General features: G+C 67.4%; 24 protein-coding genes. 11 read left to right on the forward strand and 13 right to left on the reverse strand.

Features of this window, described 5'->3' with window-relative positions:
- Positions 1 to 108 precede the first annotated feature (108 nt).
- Both ASJ79_RS29850 and ASJ79_RS29855 read right to left on the reverse strand, forming a co-directional pair.
- Positions 109 to 444, reverse strand: a complete 336-nt coding sequence (locus ASJ79_RS29850) for a hypothetical protein (RefSeq protein ID WP_067963390.1) — start codon at positions 442 to 444, stop codon at positions 109 to 111.
- A 22-nt stretch (positions 445 to 466) separates the two neighbouring features.
- Positions 467 to 757 carry a hypothetical protein gene (locus tag ASJ79_RS29855; RefSeq protein WP_231751098.1) on the reverse strand — a complete coding sequence of 97 codons (291 nt, stop codon included), beginning with the start codon at positions 755 to 757 and terminating at the stop codon, positions 467 to 469.
- 159 nt (positions 758 to 916) lie between these two features.
- Between ASJ79_RS29855 and ASJ79_RS34845 the strand changes: the two genes are divergently transcribed.
- Positions 917 to 1,051 carry a hypothetical protein gene (locus tag ASJ79_RS34845; protein ID WP_255374781.1) on the forward strand — a complete coding sequence of 45 codons (135 nt, stop codon included), beginning with the start codon at positions 917 to 919 and terminating at the stop codon, positions 1,049 to 1,051.
- 4 nt (positions 1,052 to 1,055) lie between these two features.
- Here the strand turns inward: ASJ79_RS34845 and ASJ79_RS29860 are convergent, their stop codons facing one another.
- The 3 genes from ASJ79_RS29860 to ASJ79_RS29870 all read right to left on the reverse strand — a co-directional run bounded on the left by ASJ79_RS29860 (position 1,056) and on the right by ASJ79_RS29870 (position 3,809).
- Positions 1,056 to 1,634 carry a hypothetical protein gene (locus ASJ79_RS29860; RefSeq protein WP_067963398.1) on the reverse strand — a complete coding sequence of 193 codons (579 nt, stop codon included), beginning with the start codon at positions 1,632 to 1,634 and terminating at the stop codon, positions 1,056 to 1,058.
- 20 nt (positions 1,635 to 1,654) lie between these two features.
- Positions 1,655 to 2,803 carry a zinc-dependent alcohol dehydrogenase gene (locus tag ASJ79_RS29865; RefSeq protein ID WP_067963401.1) on the reverse strand — a complete coding sequence of 383 codons (1,149 nt, stop codon included), beginning with the start codon at positions 2,801 to 2,803 and terminating at the stop codon, positions 1,655 to 1,657.
- A gap of 94 nt (positions 2,804 to 2,897) precedes the next feature.
- Positions 2,898 to 3,809 carry a manganese catalase family protein gene (locus ASJ79_RS29870; RefSeq protein WP_067963404.1) on the reverse strand — a complete coding sequence of 304 codons (912 nt, stop codon included), beginning with the start codon at positions 3,807 to 3,809 and terminating at the stop codon, positions 2,898 to 2,900.
- A gap of 187 nt (positions 3,810 to 3,996) precedes the next feature.
- On the opposite strand from ASJ79_RS29870, the gene ASJ79_RS29875 reads away from it, so the two are divergent.
- Positions 3,997 to 4,257, forward strand: a complete 261-nt coding sequence (locus ASJ79_RS29875; RefSeq protein ID WP_067963407.1) for a hypothetical protein — start codon at positions 3,997 to 3,999, stop codon at positions 4,255 to 4,257.
- On the forward strand, positions 4,248 to 4,403 hold the full coding sequence (locus ASJ79_RS32945; protein ID WP_156448705.1) for a hypothetical protein: 156 nt from the start codon (positions 4,248 to 4,250) through the stop codon (positions 4,401 to 4,403). The genes ASJ79_RS29875 and ASJ79_RS32945 overlap by 10 nt, the downstream gene beginning before the upstream one ends.
- On the opposite strand, the gene ASJ79_RS29880 is transcribed toward ASJ79_RS32945, so the two are convergent.
- Positions 4,369 to 4,824 carry a DoxX family protein gene (locus tag ASJ79_RS29880; RefSeq protein ID WP_067963410.1) on the reverse strand — a complete coding sequence of 152 codons (456 nt, stop codon included), beginning with the start codon at positions 4,822 to 4,824 and terminating at the stop codon, positions 4,369 to 4,371. The two genes, ASJ79_RS32945 and ASJ79_RS29880, sit on opposite strands and share 35 nt — an antisense overlap.
- Positions 4,825 to 4,892: 68 nt before the next feature.
- On the opposite strand from ASJ79_RS29880, the gene ASJ79_RS29885 reads away from it, so the two are divergent.
- On the forward strand, positions 4,893 to 5,288 hold the full coding sequence (locus ASJ79_RS29885) for a nuclear transport factor 2 family protein (protein WP_067963446.1): 396 nt from the start codon (positions 4,893 to 4,895) through the stop codon (positions 5,286 to 5,288).
- 13 nt (positions 5,289 to 5,301) lie between these two features.
- On the opposite strand, the gene ASJ79_RS29890 is transcribed toward ASJ79_RS29885, so the two are convergent.
- Both ASJ79_RS29890 and ASJ79_RS29895 read right to left on the reverse strand, forming a co-directional pair.
- Positions 5,302 to 6,660, reverse strand: a complete 1,359-nt coding sequence (locus tag ASJ79_RS29890; RefSeq protein ID WP_067963413.1) for an HNH endonuclease signature motif containing protein — start codon at positions 6,658 to 6,660, stop codon at positions 5,302 to 5,304.
- A gap of 84 nt (positions 6,661 to 6,744) precedes the next feature.
- Positions 6,745 to 7,569, reverse strand: a complete 825-nt coding sequence (locus ASJ79_RS29895) for an alpha/beta fold hydrolase (protein WP_067963415.1) — start codon at positions 7,567 to 7,569, stop codon at positions 6,745 to 6,747.
- A 75-nt stretch (positions 7,570 to 7,644) separates the two neighbouring features.
- Between ASJ79_RS29895 and ASJ79_RS29900 the strand changes: the two genes are divergently transcribed.
- The gene (locus ASJ79_RS29900; RefSeq protein ID WP_067963418.1) at positions 7,645 to 7,950 is read left to right on the forward strand and encodes a hypothetical protein; all 306 of its coding nucleotides are present in this window, start codon (positions 7,645 to 7,647) and stop codon (positions 7,948 to 7,950) included.
- Positions 7,951 to 7,981: 31 nt separating this feature from the next.
- On the opposite strand, the gene ASJ79_RS29905 is transcribed toward ASJ79_RS29900, so the two are convergent.
- The 3 genes from ASJ79_RS29905 to ASJ79_RS29915 form a co-directional block, all read right to left on the reverse strand.
- Entirely contained in the window at positions 7,982 to 8,815 is an 834-nt protein-coding gene (locus ASJ79_RS29905; RefSeq protein ID WP_067963421.1) for an acyl-CoA thioesterase domain-containing protein, read from the reverse strand.
- 74 nt (positions 8,816 to 8,889) lie between these two features.
- Positions 8,890 to 9,372: a TspO/MBR family protein gene (locus ASJ79_RS29910; protein WP_067963450.1), complete on the reverse strand. Its 483-nt coding sequence runs from the start codon at positions 9,370 to 9,372 to the stop codon at positions 8,890 to 8,892.
- Positions 9,373 to 9,467: 95 nt separating this feature from the next.
- Positions 9,468 to 10,847, reverse strand: coding sequence for a cytosine permease (locus tag ASJ79_RS29915; protein WP_067963425.1), 1,380 nt, complete (start codon positions 10,845 to 10,847; stop codon positions 9,468 to 9,470).
- A 52-nt stretch (positions 10,848 to 10,899) separates the two neighbouring features.
- On the opposite strand from ASJ79_RS29915, the gene ASJ79_RS29920 reads away from it, so the two are divergent.
- Together ASJ79_RS29920 and ASJ79_RS29925 are read left to right on the forward strand one after the other, a co-directional pair.
- Positions 10,900 to 12,084 carry a P1 family peptidase gene (locus ASJ79_RS29920; RefSeq protein ID WP_067963454.1) on the forward strand — a complete coding sequence of 395 codons (1,185 nt, stop codon included), beginning with the start codon at positions 10,900 to 10,902 and terminating at the stop codon, positions 12,082 to 12,084.
- A gap of 38 nt (positions 12,085 to 12,122) precedes the next feature.
- Positions 12,123 to 13,604: an MFS transporter gene (locus ASJ79_RS29925; RefSeq protein ID WP_082754149.1), complete on the forward strand. Its 1,482-nt coding sequence runs from the start codon at positions 12,123 to 12,125 to the stop codon at positions 13,602 to 13,604.
- Positions 13,605 to 13,615: 11 nt separating this feature from the next.
- On the opposite strand, the gene ASJ79_RS29930 is transcribed toward ASJ79_RS29925, so the two are convergent.
- Positions 13,616 to 14,047 carry an SRPBCC family protein gene (locus ASJ79_RS29930; RefSeq protein ID WP_067963428.1) on the reverse strand — a complete coding sequence of 144 codons (432 nt, stop codon included), beginning with the start codon at positions 14,045 to 14,047 and terminating at the stop codon, positions 13,616 to 13,618.
- 350 nt (positions 14,048 to 14,397) lie between these two features.
- On the opposite strand from ASJ79_RS29930, the gene ASJ79_RS29935 reads away from it, so the two are divergent.
- From ASJ79_RS29935 to ASJ79_RS29950, 4 genes are all read left to right on the forward strand, one after another.
- Positions 14,398 to 15,519: an ABC transporter ATP-binding protein gene (locus ASJ79_RS29935; protein ID WP_067963431.1), complete on the forward strand. Its 1,122-nt coding sequence runs from the start codon at positions 14,398 to 14,400 to the stop codon at positions 15,517 to 15,519.
- A gap of 77 nt (positions 15,520 to 15,596) precedes the next feature.
- Positions 15,597 to 16,778 carry a spermidine/putrescine ABC transporter substrate-binding protein gene (locus ASJ79_RS29940; RefSeq protein ID WP_067963435.1) on the forward strand — a complete coding sequence of 394 codons (1,182 nt, stop codon included), beginning with the start codon at positions 15,597 to 15,599 and terminating at the stop codon, positions 16,776 to 16,778.
- A 55-nt stretch (positions 16,779 to 16,833) separates the two neighbouring features.
- Complete coding sequence (locus tag ASJ79_RS29945; RefSeq protein ID WP_067963438.1) at positions 16,834 to 17,709, forward strand: ABC transporter permease; 876 nt, start codon at positions 16,834 to 16,836, stop codon at positions 17,707 to 17,709.
- Positions 17,706 to 18,563, forward strand: coding sequence for an ABC transporter permease (locus ASJ79_RS29950; protein ID WP_067963440.1), 858 nt, complete (start codon positions 17,706 to 17,708; stop codon positions 18,561 to 18,563). The genes ASJ79_RS29945 and ASJ79_RS29950 overlap by 4 nt, the downstream gene beginning before the upstream one ends.
- Before the next feature lie 78 nt (positions 18,564 to 18,641).
- Here the strand turns inward: ASJ79_RS29950 and ASJ79_RS29955 are convergent, their stop codons facing one another.
- The gene (locus ASJ79_RS29955; protein ID WP_067963443.1) at positions 18,642 to 18,995 is read right to left on the reverse strand and encodes a nitroreductase/quinone reductase family protein; all 354 of its coding nucleotides are present in this window, start codon (positions 18,993 to 18,995) and stop codon (positions 18,642 to 18,644) included.
- Between the last annotated feature and the right edge of the window lie 136 nt (positions 18,996 to 19,131).

Consider the following 19,131-nt stretch of genomic DNA (forward strand, 5'->3'; position numbering starts at 1 on the left):
CGGACGCAACGCGGCCCGCGCGGCCCTCGCCGCCGACGGTGCCCGTGGCTGGCCCCGGCGGCGGCTCAACCGCATCGCGACCAGAGTCCTGCTCGGCTGACCGTCGGCTCACGGTAGGCCGCGGTTCGGGGTCTGGTTGGCGACCCCGTGGCGCAGCGGAGTGTTCGCCTGCGCCGCGGTGGACTCCTGCACCGGTGACCCGCCGGGTGTCGACTGCACCTCCGGTGCGCGGCGGGGGTCTCCGGAGGACGGCTCCGCGCCGTCCTGCAGTTCGCGCAGCCGTGCTTCGAGGACCTCCAGTACCGGCACCCGGGCCGCGTGCCCGGCCTCGTGGGTGAGCACCGCCTGTAGTTCGGTTTCGGTCAGCGATCGGATCCGATGCTGGAGATCGCCGATGGTCAACTGGTCATAATCCGGCAGCGGCAGATCTCCGGATGTCGTCATGTCGATGTGCCTTTCTCGTCGCTCACTCGACGACCGGGAACAGCGGGTCGCCGTCCTCCGGCGTGCCGTCGATCTGCCCCGGGTCGTCGGCGCGAGCCGCAGTCGTGTCCGCATCCCGCGGATCGACATCGGCGGACGTCACGTCCGGGACCTCCTCCGCGAGCCGCTGGTCGAGTGTCTCGCCCTGGCGTTCCTCCTCCGAGGACATGCCGAACTTGTCGGCGGCCGCCCAGTCCTCGGGTGGGTCCACCACCTCGTCACCGTCGGCGTTGCGCACTTCGTCAGAGTCGGTGGCCTCCATCGGGCTCAGCATGTCCTCAGCTCCGCCGAGGTCATTGGCAGTGGTGCCGCCGGTGTCATCGGTGCTCACACTCGTCTCCTTCCGTGCGTGCGGTCAGTCAGAGTCCATAGCCACCGCGGCCAGGACTAAACCCATGTGGGGCGGGTATGCCGGACATCACGGAGGTGACCGATGACGAAACCCGGTAACGGCCCCGAGGGTGCGGGTGAGCAAGACGCCGACGCGGATCCCGAGATGAAAACCTCGGGGACGCATCAACCCGACCAGGCAGAGGGCGAGGACGACCCCGACGAGACCGGGACCTGAGCCGTCAGCGGCGACGTCGTCTCAGCAACCGTGTGGCGAGGGCGCCGAGGACCAGCCACGGCCCGACGATGATCACCGGGTCCATCCACATGTGCTTGACGTCGGTACGGCCCCGCCCGAACCGTGAATGCCGGCCGCCGCGGGTCAGCTCGGCCCGTACGCCGGTCTCGGCGATCATTCTGTCCGGGCGCAGTGTCAACAGTCCGGTCACCCGATGCTCGAGCACGTCGATCCGGTCGGCGTAGAGCAGGATCAGCCAGTGCGCCGCGCGGCCCTCACTGAAGCGGTAGGCAGCCCGCCGGATCGCGCCGGACAGGCCGCGCAGTGGTTGCGCGGTCCCGAAAACCGGTGTGAGCATGCGATGTTCGATCGAACGTTCCCGCGCGATGTGTTCGGGCTGACGGTCCGGGAAGTCCCAGTGGGCGCCGGACTCCAGATCGCCACGTAGCTTCGGCACCGACGGACGGTCCTTCGGATCGAGGTCGGCGCCCCACCCGGGAATGTTGGCCCGGAGCAGGGCACTGTCGGGTCCGGGTGGATGTGCTGCGGTGTAGACGGGCACGTTGTTCGCTGGCGTCACCATGGGGAACTCCTGTCAGCTCTTTAGTTGGGATCGACGACGACGATCGGTTTGATGCAGTTGTCCAGCTTGGCGGAGAACATGTGGTAGCCCTCGGCGATCTCCTCCAGCGGGATGTGGTGTGTGACAATGTCGCTCGGACTCAGGTAACCCTGCTGAATGTGGGACAGCAGGCGCGGCCACTGTCGTTTGACCGGGCACTGGTTGGCGTTGATCGTCAGGCCCTTGTTCATCGCGTCGCCGAATTTCACGGCACTGAACATCGGGCCGTAGGCACCCATCACCGACACCGTGCCGCCTTTGCGCACCGAGTCGATCGCCCAGTTCAGCGCTATCGGCGAGCCACCCTGAAGCTTGAGCTTGGCCGAGGTCACATGCATCAGCAGGTTGCCGTCGGCCTCCGCGCCGACGGCGTCGATGACCACGTCGGCGCCGAGATGACCGGTCGCCTTCTTCATCTCCACGACGATGTCGTCGCACTCGGTGAAATTGAAGGTCTCCGCATGCGCAAACGTCGCGGCCTTCTCCAGGCGAAAGTCGAGATGATCCACGACGATGACACGGCCTGCACCCATGAGCCAGGACGATTTCGCCGCGAACAGACCCACCGGGCCGGCGCCGAAGACGACGACGGTGTCCCCCTCGACGATGTCGCCCAACTGGGCGCCGAAGTAGCCGGTCGGCAGTGCGTCCGTCAGCAGGACCGCGTCGTCGTCGCTGAGCCAGTCGGGGATCTTCACGGGCCCGACGTCGGCGAACGGCACACGCACGAACTCCGCCTGGCCGCCGTCGTAGCCGCCGCAGGTGTGGGAGTAGCCGTAGATGCCGCCGACCGCCGTGGCGTTGGGATTGACGTTGTGGCAGTTCGAGTACAGACCTCGGGCGCAGAAGTAGCAGGATCCGCAGAAGATGTTGAACGGCACCATCACCCGATCGCCGACATTCAGGTTCTCGACTGAGGGACCGACCTCGTGCACCACCCCGATGAACTCGTGCCCGAAGGTGTGACCGACTCTGGTGTCGGGCATCAGGCCGTGGTACAGGTGCAGATCCGATCCGCAGATCGCGGCGCGTTTGACCTGCACCACAGCGTCATTCGGGTGTTCCATCTTCGGGATGTCCTTCTCCTCGACCCGAATTCGGTACGGACCCCGGTAGGTCATCGCCTTCATTGAAGCTCAGCCTTTCTCGGTGTATGGACAAGAAGACCGCGGGGCGGGGCACCGCCTGCACCCCGGCGGCGCCCCGCTCCCTGCGGAAGTCGGGTCAGGTCTTGTCGGGGTCGACGGCATCCTTGAGTTTGCCCACGAGCCCCTTCTCCGTCCCGAACGCCGGAGTCCGCGGTTCGCCCATGGCCCCGTCGTAGGTGCAGTAGAGCTTCGGGTCCGGCGGCGGCCCCGACTGAAGATCGCCGAGTGGTTGCGGGTCGGCGAGGAACCGGCCGGTGTGGCGGCCGTCGGGCAGCGGGCCGTTGGCCCACCGGCCCTTGTCGGAGTCGGCACCGTCGGACAGGTGCCAGAGCGTGCTGGCATGTTCGTCGAACTCCTCGTCGAACAGATCGTTCGGTGCCACGACACCCTCGAGCCCGTCGGCCTGCAGTTCTTCGATGGCCGCCAGCCACATGTTCTGGTGGTAGGTGTCCCGGGCCAGGTTGAACTTCAGCATCGCCTTGACGCCGGGATCGTCGGTCATGTGCCACAGCCGCGCCGTCTGCACCCGGCCCTGGGCCTCGGCGGCGACGTTCGCATAGAAGTCGGCCAGTAAGTTGCCCGACGCGACGATGTACTTGCCGTTCCAGGGCGCACCCTGGCTGTCCGAAAGCGTGGGCGCGCCGCCGCTGATGATGGCCTGTTGCGGGTCCATCCCGCCCATGACGGCGGCCACGACAGGGTCACCGAGAGCGTTCTTCGTGGCGTCGGTTGCCGGGGCACCTTCCAGCAGGCGGGCACACATCGTCGCGATCATCTCCACGTGGCCCATCTCCTCGGTGGCGACGTCCATGATCAGGTCCTTGTATTTGCCCTTCATGCGACAATTCCAGCCCTGCATCAAATACTGCATGGTCACGGTCATCTCGCCGAAGGCTCCGCCGAGTAACTCCTGGAGTTTGCGCGCATAGACAGGGTCCGGCTTCTCGGGCTTCACATCGAACTGCATGTAATCGGTATGGCGAAACATCAACTCTCCACTCGGCTAATAGGATTTGCGGGCGGCCGGTCGGCACGGCATCTGCTCAGCCGGCGGCAGGTCCGAGATACCCGGCAGCGGCGGAATAAACCCGAAACACGTCTAAAGAACTCACGAGTTTGGCGAGCGGCGGGCCCGGGTATCGGCGCGGAACCGACTTACCTGAGATTGAGAAACGATGAGCACGCGCACAGCGACACTGACAGCGCTACTGCGCGAGCTCGCCGACAACTGCGTCAGGATCGTGCCGAAGGTGGACGGAGGTGGTTTGAGCATGCTGACCACCGACGGCAGGCGTATCACGTCGGTGGCGACGGACCAGACCGGCGAACAGCTCAACGTGCTCCATGACCGCTACCGCGACAACCCGTGCACAGAGGCGTGGCGGCATGCCGCCGTCGTCGGAACGGTGTCATCGACGGCGGGACGATGGCCGTGATGGTGTTCTCCTCGGCAACCGGCGCGTTCGGCGCAGCCGACGTCGAGGCTCTCGCCGTGTTCGCCCACGCCGCGGCCGAACGTATCGATGCGTTTCAGATGGGCCGGAAGGTCAGCGCTGCAACGCTTCTCGCGGAGGTGAGCTGAGCTTCGCCGACGCCTCGGCGTCGTCTTCGGGCGTAGTCCTGCGCCTGAGGTTGTCGAGCGCCCACCGGCCGGGGCCGGCGAACACCAGCAGCAGAAACGCGAAGCTGAAAAGTGCCGCCGTCTCCCCGCCGTTCTGAATCGGCAGCAGACCGTCGGGCTGGTGCTTCCAGAAGTACGCCACGGCCATCGTGCCCGAGGCGAGGAATGCCGCTGCGCGCGTGAACAATCCGGAGATGATGAGCAGACCGGTCACCAGCTCGATGAGCCCGGCCCACCAGGACGGCCACGCACCGAACTCGGCGACCCGGCCGGCATCTGACGGCCAGCCGATGACTTTGACGGTGCCGTGCACAGCGAACAGAAAACCCACCACCGTGCGGAAGAGGAACAAACCGAGTCCGACGTCGAGTTTGCGTGTCATGCCGCCACGGTATGAAATTTCGCGGCGTTGCAGGGGGCTACGTCCGTCGAGGGCGCTACCGTCGGATGATGCATCCATTCAGGGCGGCCGTCGAGGCCCGCGATGAGGCCGCCATCGAAGCGCTGCTGGCCGACGACGTCGTCTTCACCAGCCCGGTGGCGTTCAAGCCGTACCCGGGTAAACCGATCACCGCGGCCATCATTCGCGGTGTGATGCGCGTCTTCGAGGATTTCCGCTACGTGCGCGAGATCGCCGACAGCAATGGGCGCGATCATGCTCTGGTGTTCGAGGCCACTGTCGGTGGCAAGAAGATCACCGGCTGCGACTTCCTGCACGTCAACGACGACGGCCTGATCGACGATTTCATGGTGATGGTGCGCCCGCTGTCAGGCGCGACCGCACTCGCCGACGCGATGGGCGCACAGTTTGACCGCATTCAACGCGAGACGATCGAACGCAGTTGAGCGGCAACCTGTTTCACGGGCCTTCGTCGTTTTCGGGGAGTAGGTGGCGTTCGGGGTGGTGGTAGCCGTTGATGCGATGCTGGCCGGTGTCCAGCTCGGGTGGGGGTATCCATTCGGTCCGGTTTCTGGCGTTTTTGCGGGTGGTCCAGCCGGTGTTCTCGATCATCCGGTTATCCGGCCCGCAGGCCAGGGTCAGATCGTCGATATCGGTCTGCCCGTCGTTCTTCCAGTCCGCGACCGCGTGATGGACCTGGGTCCAGTACCCCGGCACCGTGCACCCCGGCCGGGTACAACCCCGCTCACGGGCGTGCAGCACCAACCGCTGGGCGGCGTTGGCCAACCGTTTGGCCCGACCCAGATACAGGGACTGGCCGGTATGCTCGTCGAACACATACAGATAGTGGTGCGCATCAGCGGCCATCCGGATCAAATCCCGCATCGGCAACAAGCTCCCGCCGCCGGTGACCGCCACCCCGGCGCCCTTCTCCAACTCCTGCAACGTCGTCGACACGATCACCGTCACCGGTAACCCATTGTGGGTACCCAGCTCGCCGGATTCCAGGTTGCGCCGCAGTAGGGCTTTGAGGCCGTCGTGATTGCGCTGCCCTTGAGTACGGGTATCCCGGCCCGCGTCGGGGTCCTCCTGGCCGGCGGCCACCGGCTCCTCGGCGGGCATGTTGGCTCCGGGGGCGGCGTCCTTGGCCAGGGCCGCGTCCAGATAGGCCCGGGTTTCGGCGTCGATGTAGCCGCTGATCTTGGACGATCCGTCGCGCTGCTGCTTGCCGATCTTGACCCAGCGTTTCCGGGCCCGCTCCTGCTCTGAGGGTTCGGGGCCGTCCTGATCGATCATCAACAACAACCGCCCCGCAGCCTCGTCGAGCTCTTCGGGGCCCATCCCCGCACCCTTGCCCGCCAACTGCCGGTCCGCCTCGGCACGGGTGTCCACATCCACCCACGCCGGCAGGTTCTTGTGAAACGCCGCGATCACCGCGACATGCTCCTCACCCAACAACCCCCGCGCCTGCGCGGCCGCGGTCGCCTCCCACACCGGCGGCAACGGTTCCCCGGTCATCGCCCGCCGCGGACCCAACACCTTGGCCCGCTGGACCCGGCGCCCCGCCTCAGCACCACTGATCCGCAACGCCGTGGTCAACACCTTCTTCCACGACGACGCCTCACCCAACCGGGACGGCTCGGTCTCGTCCATCAGCCGGGCCAGCACCTTGTGCTCGACGGCCGGCACGCTGCGCAGCACCGCCGCCAACTCCGCCAACAGCCCGATCAACTCACGATGAGACAACTCCTCGGCAGCCTTCGACAGGATCGCGACCTGCTCAGCGATCGCCCCCACCGCCTCCGACACCAACTCCATACACCGAACACTAGTTCGAACAACCGACAGCGGAGCCCCGAAATGTGGCGGGAGAGAACAGCGTGACCAAAGAAATTTCTGAGCTCAGGACTGGATGAACTCCAGCAGGTCTGCGTTGATCACGTCGGCGTGAGTGGTCGGCATTCCGTGCGGAAAACCCTTGTAGGTCTTCAGGATCCCGTTGGCAAGCAGCTCGGCCGACAGCGGCCCGGCCGCCTCATACGGCACCACTTGATCGTCGTCTCCGTGCATCACCAGCACGGGCAACCGGATCTTCTTGAGGTCCTCGGTGAAATCGGTCTGAGAAAAGGCGACCACACCGTCGTAGTGGGCCTTGGCACCGCCTGTCATCCCCTGCCGCCACCAGTTGGCGATGATGCCCTCGACGGGCTCGACGCCGTCCCGGTTGTACCCGTAGAACGGACCTTCGGGCACAGCGCGGTAGAAAGCCGCCCGGTTCGTCGCGACCTGGTGCTGGAAGTCATCGAACACCGACTTGGGCAGGCCCCCGGGATTGGCCTCGGTCTGCACCATCAGCGGCGGCACGGCCGCGATCAGAACCGCCTTGACCGCGCGATCCTCGCCGTGGCGCGCCAGGTAACGGACCACCTCGCCGCCGCCGGTGGAGTGGCCGACGTGCACCACCTCGCGCAGGTCGAGCTGTTCGACGACGGCGGCCAGATCGTCGGCATAGTGGTCCATGTCGTGGCCGTCGGCCACCTGGGTGGAGCGTCCGTGCCCGCGGCGATCGTGAGCGATGACCCGGAAACCCCTCTCCAGAAAGAACATCAGCTGGGTGTCCCAGTCGTCGGACGACAGCGGCCATCCGTGACTGAAGACGATCGGCTGACCCGAACCCCAGTCCTTGTAGAAGATCTCGACTCCGTCGCGGGTGGTGACTGTGGGCATGTGCGCTACTTTCTCCAGGTCCGGCCCGTAGAAAGTACACCCGGAACGGGAGGTTTGCGCGGTACGCTCCACAGCGTGTGGACCGCGCGCATGATGGCGTCGATCGGAATGATCCTGGCGACGCTGGGACTGGCCGCGTTCACCCAACCTGCCCTGGCCGGCGCGGATGTCTGCGGGTCGGTGGGCGGGCGCCACGTCTCGGTCAACGCGTGCGGCAGCATCGCCGACGCGGTCGCTCCGTGGGTGCCGCCACCTTCGGCGTATGCGCCACTGCCCGAGGACTACAACGCCGCGCCTCCCCCGCCACCGCCGCCGCCCCCACCGAATGTGACGGTGTGCGCGAACGTCGGACGGCGGATCTCCGTGAGCGGATGTGTCTAGGCCGGACGGCGGTCGAGCATGCCGGCGTGCGTTACTCGTAGTTGATGTCGCCCGGGTTGAAACTCCGGGTGGCGAAATCGATCTGGGCGGCAGGATTCGCGATGGCGGTGGTCATCCCGGCGCCGAACGCGCCGAGGCTGTCGAACAGCGTGGCCGTGCCGACCGCCAGGCCCGCGCTGGCATGGTGTGAGTCGGCCTGCAGGCAGATCCACTCGTCGACGGGCAGCCGGGCCAACGCCACCGTCAGGTCCCCGTTGATGTAGCCCACACCGGCGGTGCCCAGGTTGGTCACCAGGCTCGTCGCCTCGGCCACCATCGCCGCCCGCACGAACGGTGAGTTCTTCTCACCGGCGACCGCGCGGATCCCGTCGTTGAAGAAGCGCTTCCGGGATGCGTTCTGGTGCGCACCCGGGGATCGGGTCCAGCCGCCGTCGTCACTGCCGATATACGGCTGGATGGCTCCATCCGGTTCGGGGAGCTCGGGCGCCGCGGCCGGCGGCTGCCACAGCGCTCCCCGCGGCGAGGAGGACGGCCGGTACTGGATCAGGGTGGCCCTGGCCACCACGCGCCCGTCCTGCACGACATCGCATTCGGCGCTGCGGACCCGGCGACCGTCGCGTACCACTCTGATGTCGAGGGTGGTGAGCGCGTTGCGGGCGGCGCGGAACAGGTCGACGGTCAACCGTGTCGGATGGAATTCGGCTGACCCGCATTCATTTTCGAGCCCGCGCGCGGCAAGCCCCACGATGGCCGGCCCGTTGAGGTGGTCTTCGCCCCAGTGGCTCTGGGCATACCGCGTCGGTGTGAATCCGCCGTCGACCGCCAGGAAGTGCGCCGCGTCAGCGGCTTCGGGTGTCTGCTCCACGCGTTCAGTAGAACCCGGGACCGACCGCCCGCCTGCACCGGGGTGCAGGTCCACTCGGCGGGCGAAGATTCCCGTCAGCGGTTCAACTGCCAGATCCTGGTGGACAGCACCGTCGCGAACGCGCACCACAGCGGATAGGGCGCCAGGGCCAGGCCCGCCTTCGCGTCCACCGCTCCGGCCCGGCGGGCCAGGTCGGCGCTGCTGGCCGTCAGCGCTGCGGCCACGACGGCCGCGGGACCGAGTTGGCGGCGGTTGAAGAAGATCCAGCTCCAACCGGCGTTGAGCACCAGATTGACGGCCAGCGCCCGCTGGTAGGCGCGCGACTGGTCGGTGGCGCCGCGGTGGTCGAGTGTGTCGATCGTGGCGGCCGAGATCACCGCGATGTCGCTGTACAGCATGTTCCACACGATCGGGAACGCCACACCCGGCGGCTGGAAGTCGGGCTTACGCAGCCGCCGGTACCACCTGGACTCGACCGCGGGGCGGGTCGCCAGTCCTCCGACGGCGGCCGCGGAGAATGCCGCGCCTGCGGTCTTGGCAAGGGTCAACGGGCGCATCGGCGTGTCCTTTCGGCTGTCGCGACGCAGCGGCGCGGCGCGCACCGAGAACCAGTACCCCGACGACTGTGTGCCGAACCCCGGTTCGCGGCCGCTCAGCGCCGCAATGCGCGATAACCGCCGTAGAGCGCCGCGGCCACGGCCAGGTTGACGAAATAGGCGATGTCGGCGCCGTGCCAGGCCATCGCGACCGGGCCCTGGATCAACGAGGTGTTCATGAACGGGATCGCCGCGGCATAGGCGATCACGAACACGACCAGTGCGGCGACCGCGTCCCGCCGGTCGGTGGTCTCGGCCGCCGGATCGACGGTGCGCCGCCCCGCCGCCCGGTGGCGCCAGTCGACGACCACCACGGCCACGAACGCGGGGATCCAGTAACTGACCAGCAGGAGCACATCGGTGAAGCGGGTGGCGGTGTCGGCGGCGTGCAGCCACAGGATGAGTGCGAACGCCAGCACCGTCACGATCACGGCGGACACCGGGCGCCGTACCCGGACGCCGAGCGTCTGCAACGCCAGCGAACCGCTGTAGTCGTTCATCACGCCCGACCCGATGGAGGCCACGGCGATCACCAGCAGCGCCAGGCCGCCGAGCAGTCCCCCGCCCATCACCGACCGGACACCTTCCGCGGTGTGCTCACTGACCACACCGGCAGCGGCGATCCCGACGCCCTGGACGAAGACATACCCGAGCCCGATCCCGGCGGTGGTGAACCCGAACACCCGCAGCGGCGACACGTCGGTGGGCAGGTACCGGCTGAAGTCCGCCGCGTAGGTCGCCCACGAGATGGCCAGGCTGAACGCGATCGTGACCTCGAGTACGAAGGCGCCGACCAGATCGGGCCCGGACACCGCGGCCGGCACCACGATTTCGTGGCCGCCGACCAGCTTGACGGTGAACACCACGAACGTCACGAACAGGACGACCGTCAGCACGGCCTGCATCCGGTGGATCAGCTCGTAGCCGAAGAATCCGACCACGCCCTGCACCCCGAGCACGATCGCCACCGCCACCCAGAACGGGATGCCGAGCAGCGCCGACAGCGCCTCGCCACCGAACAGACCGACCAGTGCGTCCCAGGCGATCGACGAAATCCATTGCAGTGCCGCAGGAACCACGACGGTGCCGCCGAAGGCCATGCGGGCGTTGGGCAGCTGGCCGGTGCCGGTGCGCGGCCCCCAGGTGGACAGGTAACCGACGACCAGAGAGCCGAGCACCGTGCCGATCACCATCGCCAGCAGCCCCAGCCAGAAGCCGAGCCCGAGCACGATCGCCAACGTGCCGGTGAAGACGCCGGTCATGTTCACCTGCGGGGCGAACCACACGGTGAACAAGCGTCCTGCGCTCCCGTAGCGGTGGTCGGCGGGGACGGGCGCGATGCCGTGCGTCTCGACCGAGAGATCACCGGCCCCGGACGGGCGGTGACCGCTGAAGACGTTCCCGACCGTGGCACCCGACGGGGTTCCCTGCGACATGGCCTTATTCGACCACGGCCCGTCCCGCTCGACCCGACCGGTCCCGCTGACGATGATTCATGACGTGACACCGGTGAACCACGCGACCCACACCATCGACGGACGACCACGGGCCCGCGGTGTCGGCATCGACCTGCCGGGCCGGACCGGGCCGCTCAACGCGCTCACTGACGTGCCCGGCGTGCAACTGGGGGTGACCACGTTGATCGAGGGCGACGGACCGCTGGTGGTCGGCCGGGGACCGGTGCGTACCGGGGTTACCGCGATCCTGCCCCGTGGGGTCGCCGGGGCCGGGCAGCCGTGCGCGGCGGGCTGGTATTCACTGAACGGCAACGGCGAGATGACGGGCACCACCTGGATCGAGGAGGTGGGCTCGTTCAATCTGCCTGTGGTGCTGTCGAACACGCACGCCGTCGGCGCCTGCCACACCGGTGTCGTGCGGTGGGCCAACCGGGTCGCGCCGCGACTGGCCCGCCAGTGGCTGCTGCCGGTGTGCACCGAGACGTGGGACGGCTACCTCAACGACATCAACGGCGGGCATGTCCGTCCCGACCACGTCGAGGCCGCGCTGGATGCCGCGACCGGCGGGCCGGTCCCGGAAGGTTCGGTGGGCGGTGGCACCGGGATGAACTGCTACGAGTTCAAGGGCGGCAACGGCACCTCGTCGCGGCTGGTGCCGTACGGGGCGCGTACCTACACCGTCGCCGCGTTCGTCCAGGCCAACTTCGGGGCACGGCACGAACTGACCGTCGCCGGCCGGCACGTCGGTCCGCTTCTGGCCGACGACAACCCACTCGACGGCGACTGGTTCGCGCGCGACCTGGCCGGCGCCCCGCCCCCGGGGGCGGGTTCGGTGATCGTGATCGTGGCCACCGACGCGCCGCTGTTGCCCGGCCAGTGCAAAGCGCTGGCGCGCCGGGTGCCGCTGGGCCTGGCCAGAACCGGTACCACCGGCAGCCATTTCTCGGGCGACATCTTCCTGGCGTTCTCCACCGCCGACGTCCCCGATCTGGCGAGCGAATTCCCGCTGGGACCGGTCGGAGACGACGACATCGGCACGATCCGATTTCTGCCGTGGGGCCGGATGGACGACCTGTACACCGCGGTGGTGCAGTCCGTCGAGGAGGCGGTGCTCAACGCGCTGGTGGTCAACACCGACATGGTCGGTCGCGACGGCCACCGGTCCCCGCGGCTGTCCCTCGACCGATTGGCCGCCGCGCTGGGCCGGACGCCATAATCGGGAGAACTGAAGATCAGCTAACGAATGGAGCGGACGTGGCGCAGGCCGGCAGCGGAACGCCCGGCGCTGTGCTCGACACCCCGGTGAAGCGGCCGCGGCTGCTCGTGGTCGGCCTCAGCATCGTGGTGCTCACCGTCGCGGTGCTGCAGACCGCGGTCGTGCCGGTACTGGGCGTCATCGCCGGTCAACTCGACGTGTCGCTGGTCGCGGCCAGTTGGGCCATCACCGCCAACCTGCTCGCCGCAGCGGCAGCCACCCCGCTGATCGGCCGGCTCGCCGACCTGTACCGCAAGAAGCGGGTGCTGCTCGGCGTGCTCGCAGTCGTGCTCGCCGGATCGGTGCTGGCCGCGGCGACCTCGTCGCTGCCGCTGCTGGTCGTCGCGCGCGTCATGCAGGCCGCGTCGTTCGCGCTGTACCCGATCTGCATCGCGATCCTGCGCGAGGAACTGCCTCCCGACCGGATGGTGTCGGCGATGGCGGTGCTGTCGGGCACGCTGGGTTTCGGCGGCGGCACCGGGCTGGTCGTCGTCGGCCTGCTGATGAGCGGGGACGCCGGATATCACCGGGTGTTCTGGTTGACCACGGCGTTCACCGTGCTGGTGATCGTCATCGTGCTCGCCCTCGTGCCGGATCGCCGTCGCACCGCGACCGGTTCGATCGACTGGCTCGGCGCGGTCGGGCTGGCGCTGGGGTTGTCCTCGCTGCTGCTGGCCATCACCCAGGCCAGTTCGTGGGGCTGGGGCTCGCCGCGCACGCTCGGCATCGCCGGCGGCGGGACAGCCGTGCTGGTCGCATGGTGGTTCTGGGAGCGTCGTGCCGCGCGCCCGCTGGTCTCGACGCGGATGCTCTCGCAGCGCTCGATGCTCTGCACCAACCTGGCGACGGTGTTCGTCGGCATGGGCCTGTACTTCGCGTTCCTGGGGCTGACCCAGTTCGTGCAGATCGACCGCGAGGCCGCGGGCTTCGGGTTCAGCGCCGGCGTGCTGGAGGCCAGCGTGGTGTACCTGCTTCCCGGCGCGTTGACGGGCTTTGTCGTCGCACTGATCAGCGGACGGTTCATCGACCGGTTCGGCGCCCGGCCGGTGTTGATGGTCGCCGCGCTGGCCGGCATCGGCGGCTTCCTGTTCATCGCCTTCGCGCATACCTCGCCGTGGCAGGTCATCATCGCGAACGTGCTGGCCAACGCGTACATCAGCCTCGGATACGGTGCACTGCCCGCACTGGTCGTCGGGTCCAGTCATGCCGGCGAGACGGGGGTGGCGACCAGCATGAACGCCATCGCCCGCACGATCGGCAGCTCGACCGCGGCCGCGATCGTCGCGGTTCTGCTGGCACGGACCACCGCGGCGGGCACACCGGCCGAGAGCAGCTTCACGCTGATCTTCTGCGCAGGCGCGCTCACGGCGGTGCTGGCGATGGTGCTGATCGCGCTGTCCCGCCCGCGGGCGGTGGACGCCGACACGGAATCCGAGGAGGCCCGCCTCGAAACACGTGCCATGAACCACGAATGGGGCTGACGCAGCCCGCGTCAGCGCAGCTCGGCCAGATTGCAGACCGAGCGGTACACGTCGCCCTTGATCACCTTCGCGACGACGTTGCCGACCGGGGTCGACAACAGGCCGCCGGACAGCTCCGCGGCCACCCGGAACGCCGAACCGTCGGCGCCGGCCGGCTCCACCCGCAGTGCCAACGAGATGCGCACGCCGCCGCGGCCGGTGCCGGCCAGCTCGATCTCCTTGGGCTCGTCGTAGCGGGTGACCCGCCAGTTGATGACGTTGCGGAACCCTTTGACCTTGATCAACGAGGCCACCTGCGTGTCGACGTCGATCTCCGACGGCACCTCGCTCTTCCATCCGCCGAAGATCGTCAGCCATTCGTCGAACCGCTTCAGGTCGGAAGCCAGCGCCCAGGCCCGCTCGGGACTCAGATCGGACGTCACGGACACATCGACAGTCGCCATAGGGTCTTCACTACCCCACCGGATCGTGGCCGTAAACGGCGCCGAACCGTGACCGGGAGCTGCGAAACTCAACTGAGCAGGCAATGTGCCACCGGCCGGGCGCTGGTCAGGCATCGCTACATCGCGGCCTATTGCGCGGATTCTCTCGTCGACGGCAGGGTGCGACGAAGGAATCCATTGTGGAAATGTAAATTCGTTGCGGAATCGCTTGCGCAGGTACGCGCGATCCGCGAAGGTTTACCCACAGCCATGACGGCTGTCCCCGAGGAGGACCTGCCCTGACCGGCACACACACGACCGCTGCAGACCAATCGGCGGCATCCGCGGCCGCCCGCCCCAAGGGCGCTCCGGTGATCGAGATCGATCACGTCACGAAGCGCTTCGGTGACTACGTCGCCGTCTCCGACGCCGACTTCTCCATCGGGTCGGGAGAGTTCTTCTCCATGCTCGGCCCGTCCGGGTGCGGCAAGACCACGACGTTGCGCATGATCGCGGGTTTCGACACCCCGACCGAGGGTGCGATCCGCCTCGAGGGTGCGGACGTGTCGAAGACCCCACCCAACAAGCGCAACGTCAACACGGTGTTCCAGCACTACGCGCTGTTCCCGCACATGACGGTGTGGGACAACGTCGCCTACGGCCCGCGCAGCAAGAAGCTCGGCAAGGGTGAGGTACGCAAGCGTGTCGACGAGCTGCTGGAGATCGTGCGGCTGACCGACTTCGCCGAGCGCAAGCCCGCACAACTGTCCGGTGGCCAGCAGCAGCGCGTCGCGCTGGCCCGTGCCCTGGTCAACTACCCCAGTGCGTTGCTGCTCGACGAACCGTTGGGCGCGTTGGACCTCAAGCTCCGCCACGTCATGCAATTCGAGCTCAAACGCATTCAGCGCGAGGTCGGGATCACGTTCATCTACGTGACCCACGACCAGGAGGAGGCGCTGACCATGAGTGACCGCATCGCGGTGATGAACGCGGGCAACGTCGAGCAGATCGGCACCCCGACCGAGATCTACGACCGGCCCGCGACGGTGTTCGTCGCCAGCTTCATCGGGCAGGCGAACCTGTGGGCCGGCCGCCGCACCGGGCGTGCCAACCGCGATTTCATCGAGGTCGACGTGCTCGGCTCTACCCTGAAAGCCAGGTCCGGACAGACGACGATCGAACCCGGCGGCCACGCGACGCTGATGGTGCGTCCGGAACGCGTCCGCGTCTCGATGGACGCCCCCGCCGGCGATGTGGCCGCCGTGCGCGCCACCGTCACCGACCTGACGTTCCAGGGCCCGGTGGTGCGGCTGTCCCTGTCCGCGCCCGACGACTCGACCGTCATCGCCCACGTGGGGCCCGAGCAGGATCTGCCGCTGCTGCGGCCCGGTGACGAGGTGTTCGTCAGCTGGGCACCGGAGGCGTCGCTGGTGCTGCCCGGTGCGGACATTCCCACCACCGAGGATCTCGAAGAGATGCTCGACGACTCCTGAGTGATCAGTTCCTGGGCCCTTCTGCGCCCGCGCGTCCCCCATCCCCTCCCTGGAGCCGACGAAAGGCACGCCTGACCATGTCCCGTGACATCGATCCCCAGATGCTGGCCCGACTGACCGCGCGTCGCACCTCGCGGCGGCGATTCCTCGGCGGCGGCGCCGCCGCCGCGGCCGGCCTCACCCTCGGTTCGTCGTTCCTGGCGGCGTGCGGCTCCGACAGCGGCACCTCCAGCACCACGACCGAGGACAGCGGTCCGGCCAGCGGCACCCTGCGGATCTCGAACTGGCCGCTGTACATGGCCGACGGTTTCGTCGCCGGCTTCCAGACCTCCTCGGGCATCACGGTCGACTACAAGGAGGACTTCAACGACAACGAGCAGTGGTTCGCCAAGGTCCGCGAACCGTTGTCGCGCAAGCAGGACATCGGCGCCGATCTGGCGGTGCCCACGACGTTCCTGGCCACCCGCCTTCACCAGCTCGGCTGGCTCAACGACATCAGCGACGAGGGCGTCCCGAACAAGGTGAACATCCGGCCCGATCTGCTCGAGGCCAGCGTGGACCCCGGACGCAAGTTCAGCGCACCGTACATGTCGGGTCTGGTGGGTCTGGCCTACAACCGCGCCGCCACCGGCCGCGACATCAGAACCATCGACGACCTGTGGGATCCGGCGTTCCGGGGCCGGGTCAGCCTGTTCTCCGACGCCCAGGACGGCCTCGGCATGATCATGCTCTCGCAGGGCAATTCGCCGGAGAACCCGAGCACCGAAACCGTCCAGCAGGCCATCGACCTGGTCCGCGAGCAGAACGACGCCGGGCAGATCCGCCGGTTCACCGGCAACGACTACGCCGACGATCTCGCCGCAGGCAACATCGCAGTGGCGCAAGCCTATTCGGGTGACGTGGTGCAGCTACAGGCCGACAACCCGGACCTGCAGTTCGTGGTGCCCGAGTCCGGCGCGACGACGTTCGTCGACACGATGGTGATCCCGTACACCACGCAGAACCAGAAGGCCGCCGAGGCGTGGATCAACTACGTCTACGACCGGGCCAACTACGCCAAGCTGGTGTCCTTCGTCCAGTACGTGCCGGTGCTGTCGGACATGACCGAGGAGCTGGAGAAGATCGATCCGGAGTCGGCGAACAACCCGCTGATCAACCCGCCCGCCGACGTCCTGGCGAAGTCCAAGGGCTGGGCCGCGCTGACCGACGAGCAGACGCAGGAGTACAACACCGCGTACGCCGCCGTCACCGGCGGCTGACGTGGCACTGCGGACGCGAGGAGCAAAAATGGCACTGCGGACGCGAGGAGCATAAATGGCAGGCGTCGCCACCAGCGGCCGTCAACGCAGCAAGGTCGCTCCCTATTTGATGGTGCTGCCGGCGCTCGCGTACCTGGCGATCTTCTTCGTGGTGCCGTTCTTCTCGCTGGCGCGCACCTCGTTGTCGGAGACCGCGGGCTCGGTGTTCATGCCGACGCTGACGTTCGCCTGGGACTTCGGCAACTACGTCGACGCGTTCTCCCTGTACCGCGAGCAGATCTTCCGGTCGTTCGGCTACGCGTTCGTCGCCACGGTGCTGTGCCTGCTGCTGGCCTTTCCGCTGGCGTACGTCATCGCATTCAAAGCGGGACGGTTCAAGAACCTGATCCTCGGGCTGGTGATCCTGCCGTTCTTCGTCACGTTCCTGATCCGCACCATCGCGTGGAAGACGATTTTGGCCGACGAGGGCTGGCTGGTCACCGCGCTGGGCGCGATCGGACTGCTTCCCGACGAGGGGCGGCTGCTGTCCACCAGCTGGGCGGTCATCGGTGGGCTGACCTACAACTGGATCATCTTCATGATCCTGCCGCTCTACGTCAGCCTGGAGAAGATCGACCCGCGCCTGCTCGAGGCGTCCAAGGACCTGTACTCCTCGGCGCCGCGCAGCTTCGGCAAGGTGATCCTGCCGATGGCGATGCCCGGTGTGCTGGCCGGCAGCATGCTGGTGTTCATCCCGGCCGTCGGCGACTTCATCAACGCCGACTATCTCGGCAGCACGCAGACCACGATGATCGGCAACGTCATCCAGAAACAGTTCCTGGTGGTCAAGGACTACCCGGCCGCGGCGGCGCTGAGCCTGGGACTGATGCTGCTGATCCTGATCGGCGTGCTGCTCTACACGCGGGCACTCGGTACGGAGGACCTGGTATGACCACCCAGGCCGGGGCCGCTCTGGCCACCGCCGCCCAGCAGGACCCGACGCCGAAAAAGGTTCGCGCCCGCCGCAACTGGGGCGATTTGGCCCTGCGTGCGGCCGCCGGCTTGGTGTTGCTGTATTTGTTCCTGCCGATCTTCGTGATCGTGTTGTTCTCGTTCAACAAGCCCGTGGGCAAGTTCAACTACACCTGGCAGGGCTTCACGCTGGAGAACTGGCTGGACCCGTTCAAATACCCGGCGTTGACCGACGCGCTCAAGCTCAGCCTGAACGTGGCCGCGGTGTCGACGGCGGTGGCGCTGGTGCTGGGCACCCTGGTGGCGATCGCCCTTGTGCGCCAACGGTGGCGCGGACAACGCGCCGTGGACACGTTCCTGGTGCTGCCGTTGACCGCACCCGAGGTGGTGATGGGCGCGGCGCTGTTGACCCTGTTCCTGGACTTCAACACCGCCGCCGGTTACCTGACGATCGTGTTGTCCCACATCGCCTTCGAGGTGAGCTTCATCGCGATGACGGTGCGGGCGCGCGTGCGCGGCTTCGACTGGACGCTGGAGGATGCGTCGCTGGATCTGGGCGCCGGCCCGTCCCGCACGTTCTTCAAGGTGACGTTGCCGCTGATCGTGCCGGGCATCGTCGCGGCGGCGATGCTGTCGTTCGCGCTGTCGCTCGACGACTTCATCATCACCTACTTCGTCAGCGGGTCCGCGGTTACCTACCCGCTCTATGTGAACGCCGCGGTGAAGGCCGCGGTGCCGCCACAGATCAACGTGCTGGCGACCGCGATCCTGGTGGTGAGCCTGCTCCTGCTCGCCGTCAGCACGTTGTACCGGCGCAAGAAGTTCGCGGGCTGACACCGTTGCCGAAATTGCATTCCGGCAGGACTTTTGCGAGTTTGGCCCTGCTGGAATGCAATTTCGGCGGGTGGGGGGTCAGGGGTTCAGTCGTACCCGGACGGTGACCCGGCCCTGCTCGTCCTGGTCGGCCACGGCGTGCCCGACACGGTCCTCGCCGTCGAAGTTCGTCAGCGTGATCGGTCCCCCGTCGCCGGTGAAGTTGCGCCACCAGGTCTTCTTGTCCGGGGCCATCACCCGGATGACGACGGAGTCGCCGGACCGCTGATAGTTCACCGGGGTCTGGAAGGTCTGACCCGACCGCCGACCGGTGTAGCGGATCACCACCATGCTGCGGCGGACCAGCGGGCCGATGACCGGGGCGTCGATCAGGCGCGCCGCCCCTGCGTTGACCACACCCACGACGGGCGAGTCGAAGATTCCTCTGGACATGGGACCACACTAGGACTCTGCTGATTAATCCGGCGTGGCGGGCGGGGTTTGTGGGCGCGTCCTCGAGATGATGGATGAATGCAGGGGCACTCTGATGATCAACCTGAGTTGTTGGATGCCGAATCGGTTGCCGGTC

It is taken from the genome of Mycobacterium sp. NAZ190054 (assembly GCF_001545925.1).
Lineage (GTDB): Bacteria > Actinomycetota > Actinomycetes > Mycobacteriales > Mycobacteriaceae > Mycobacterium.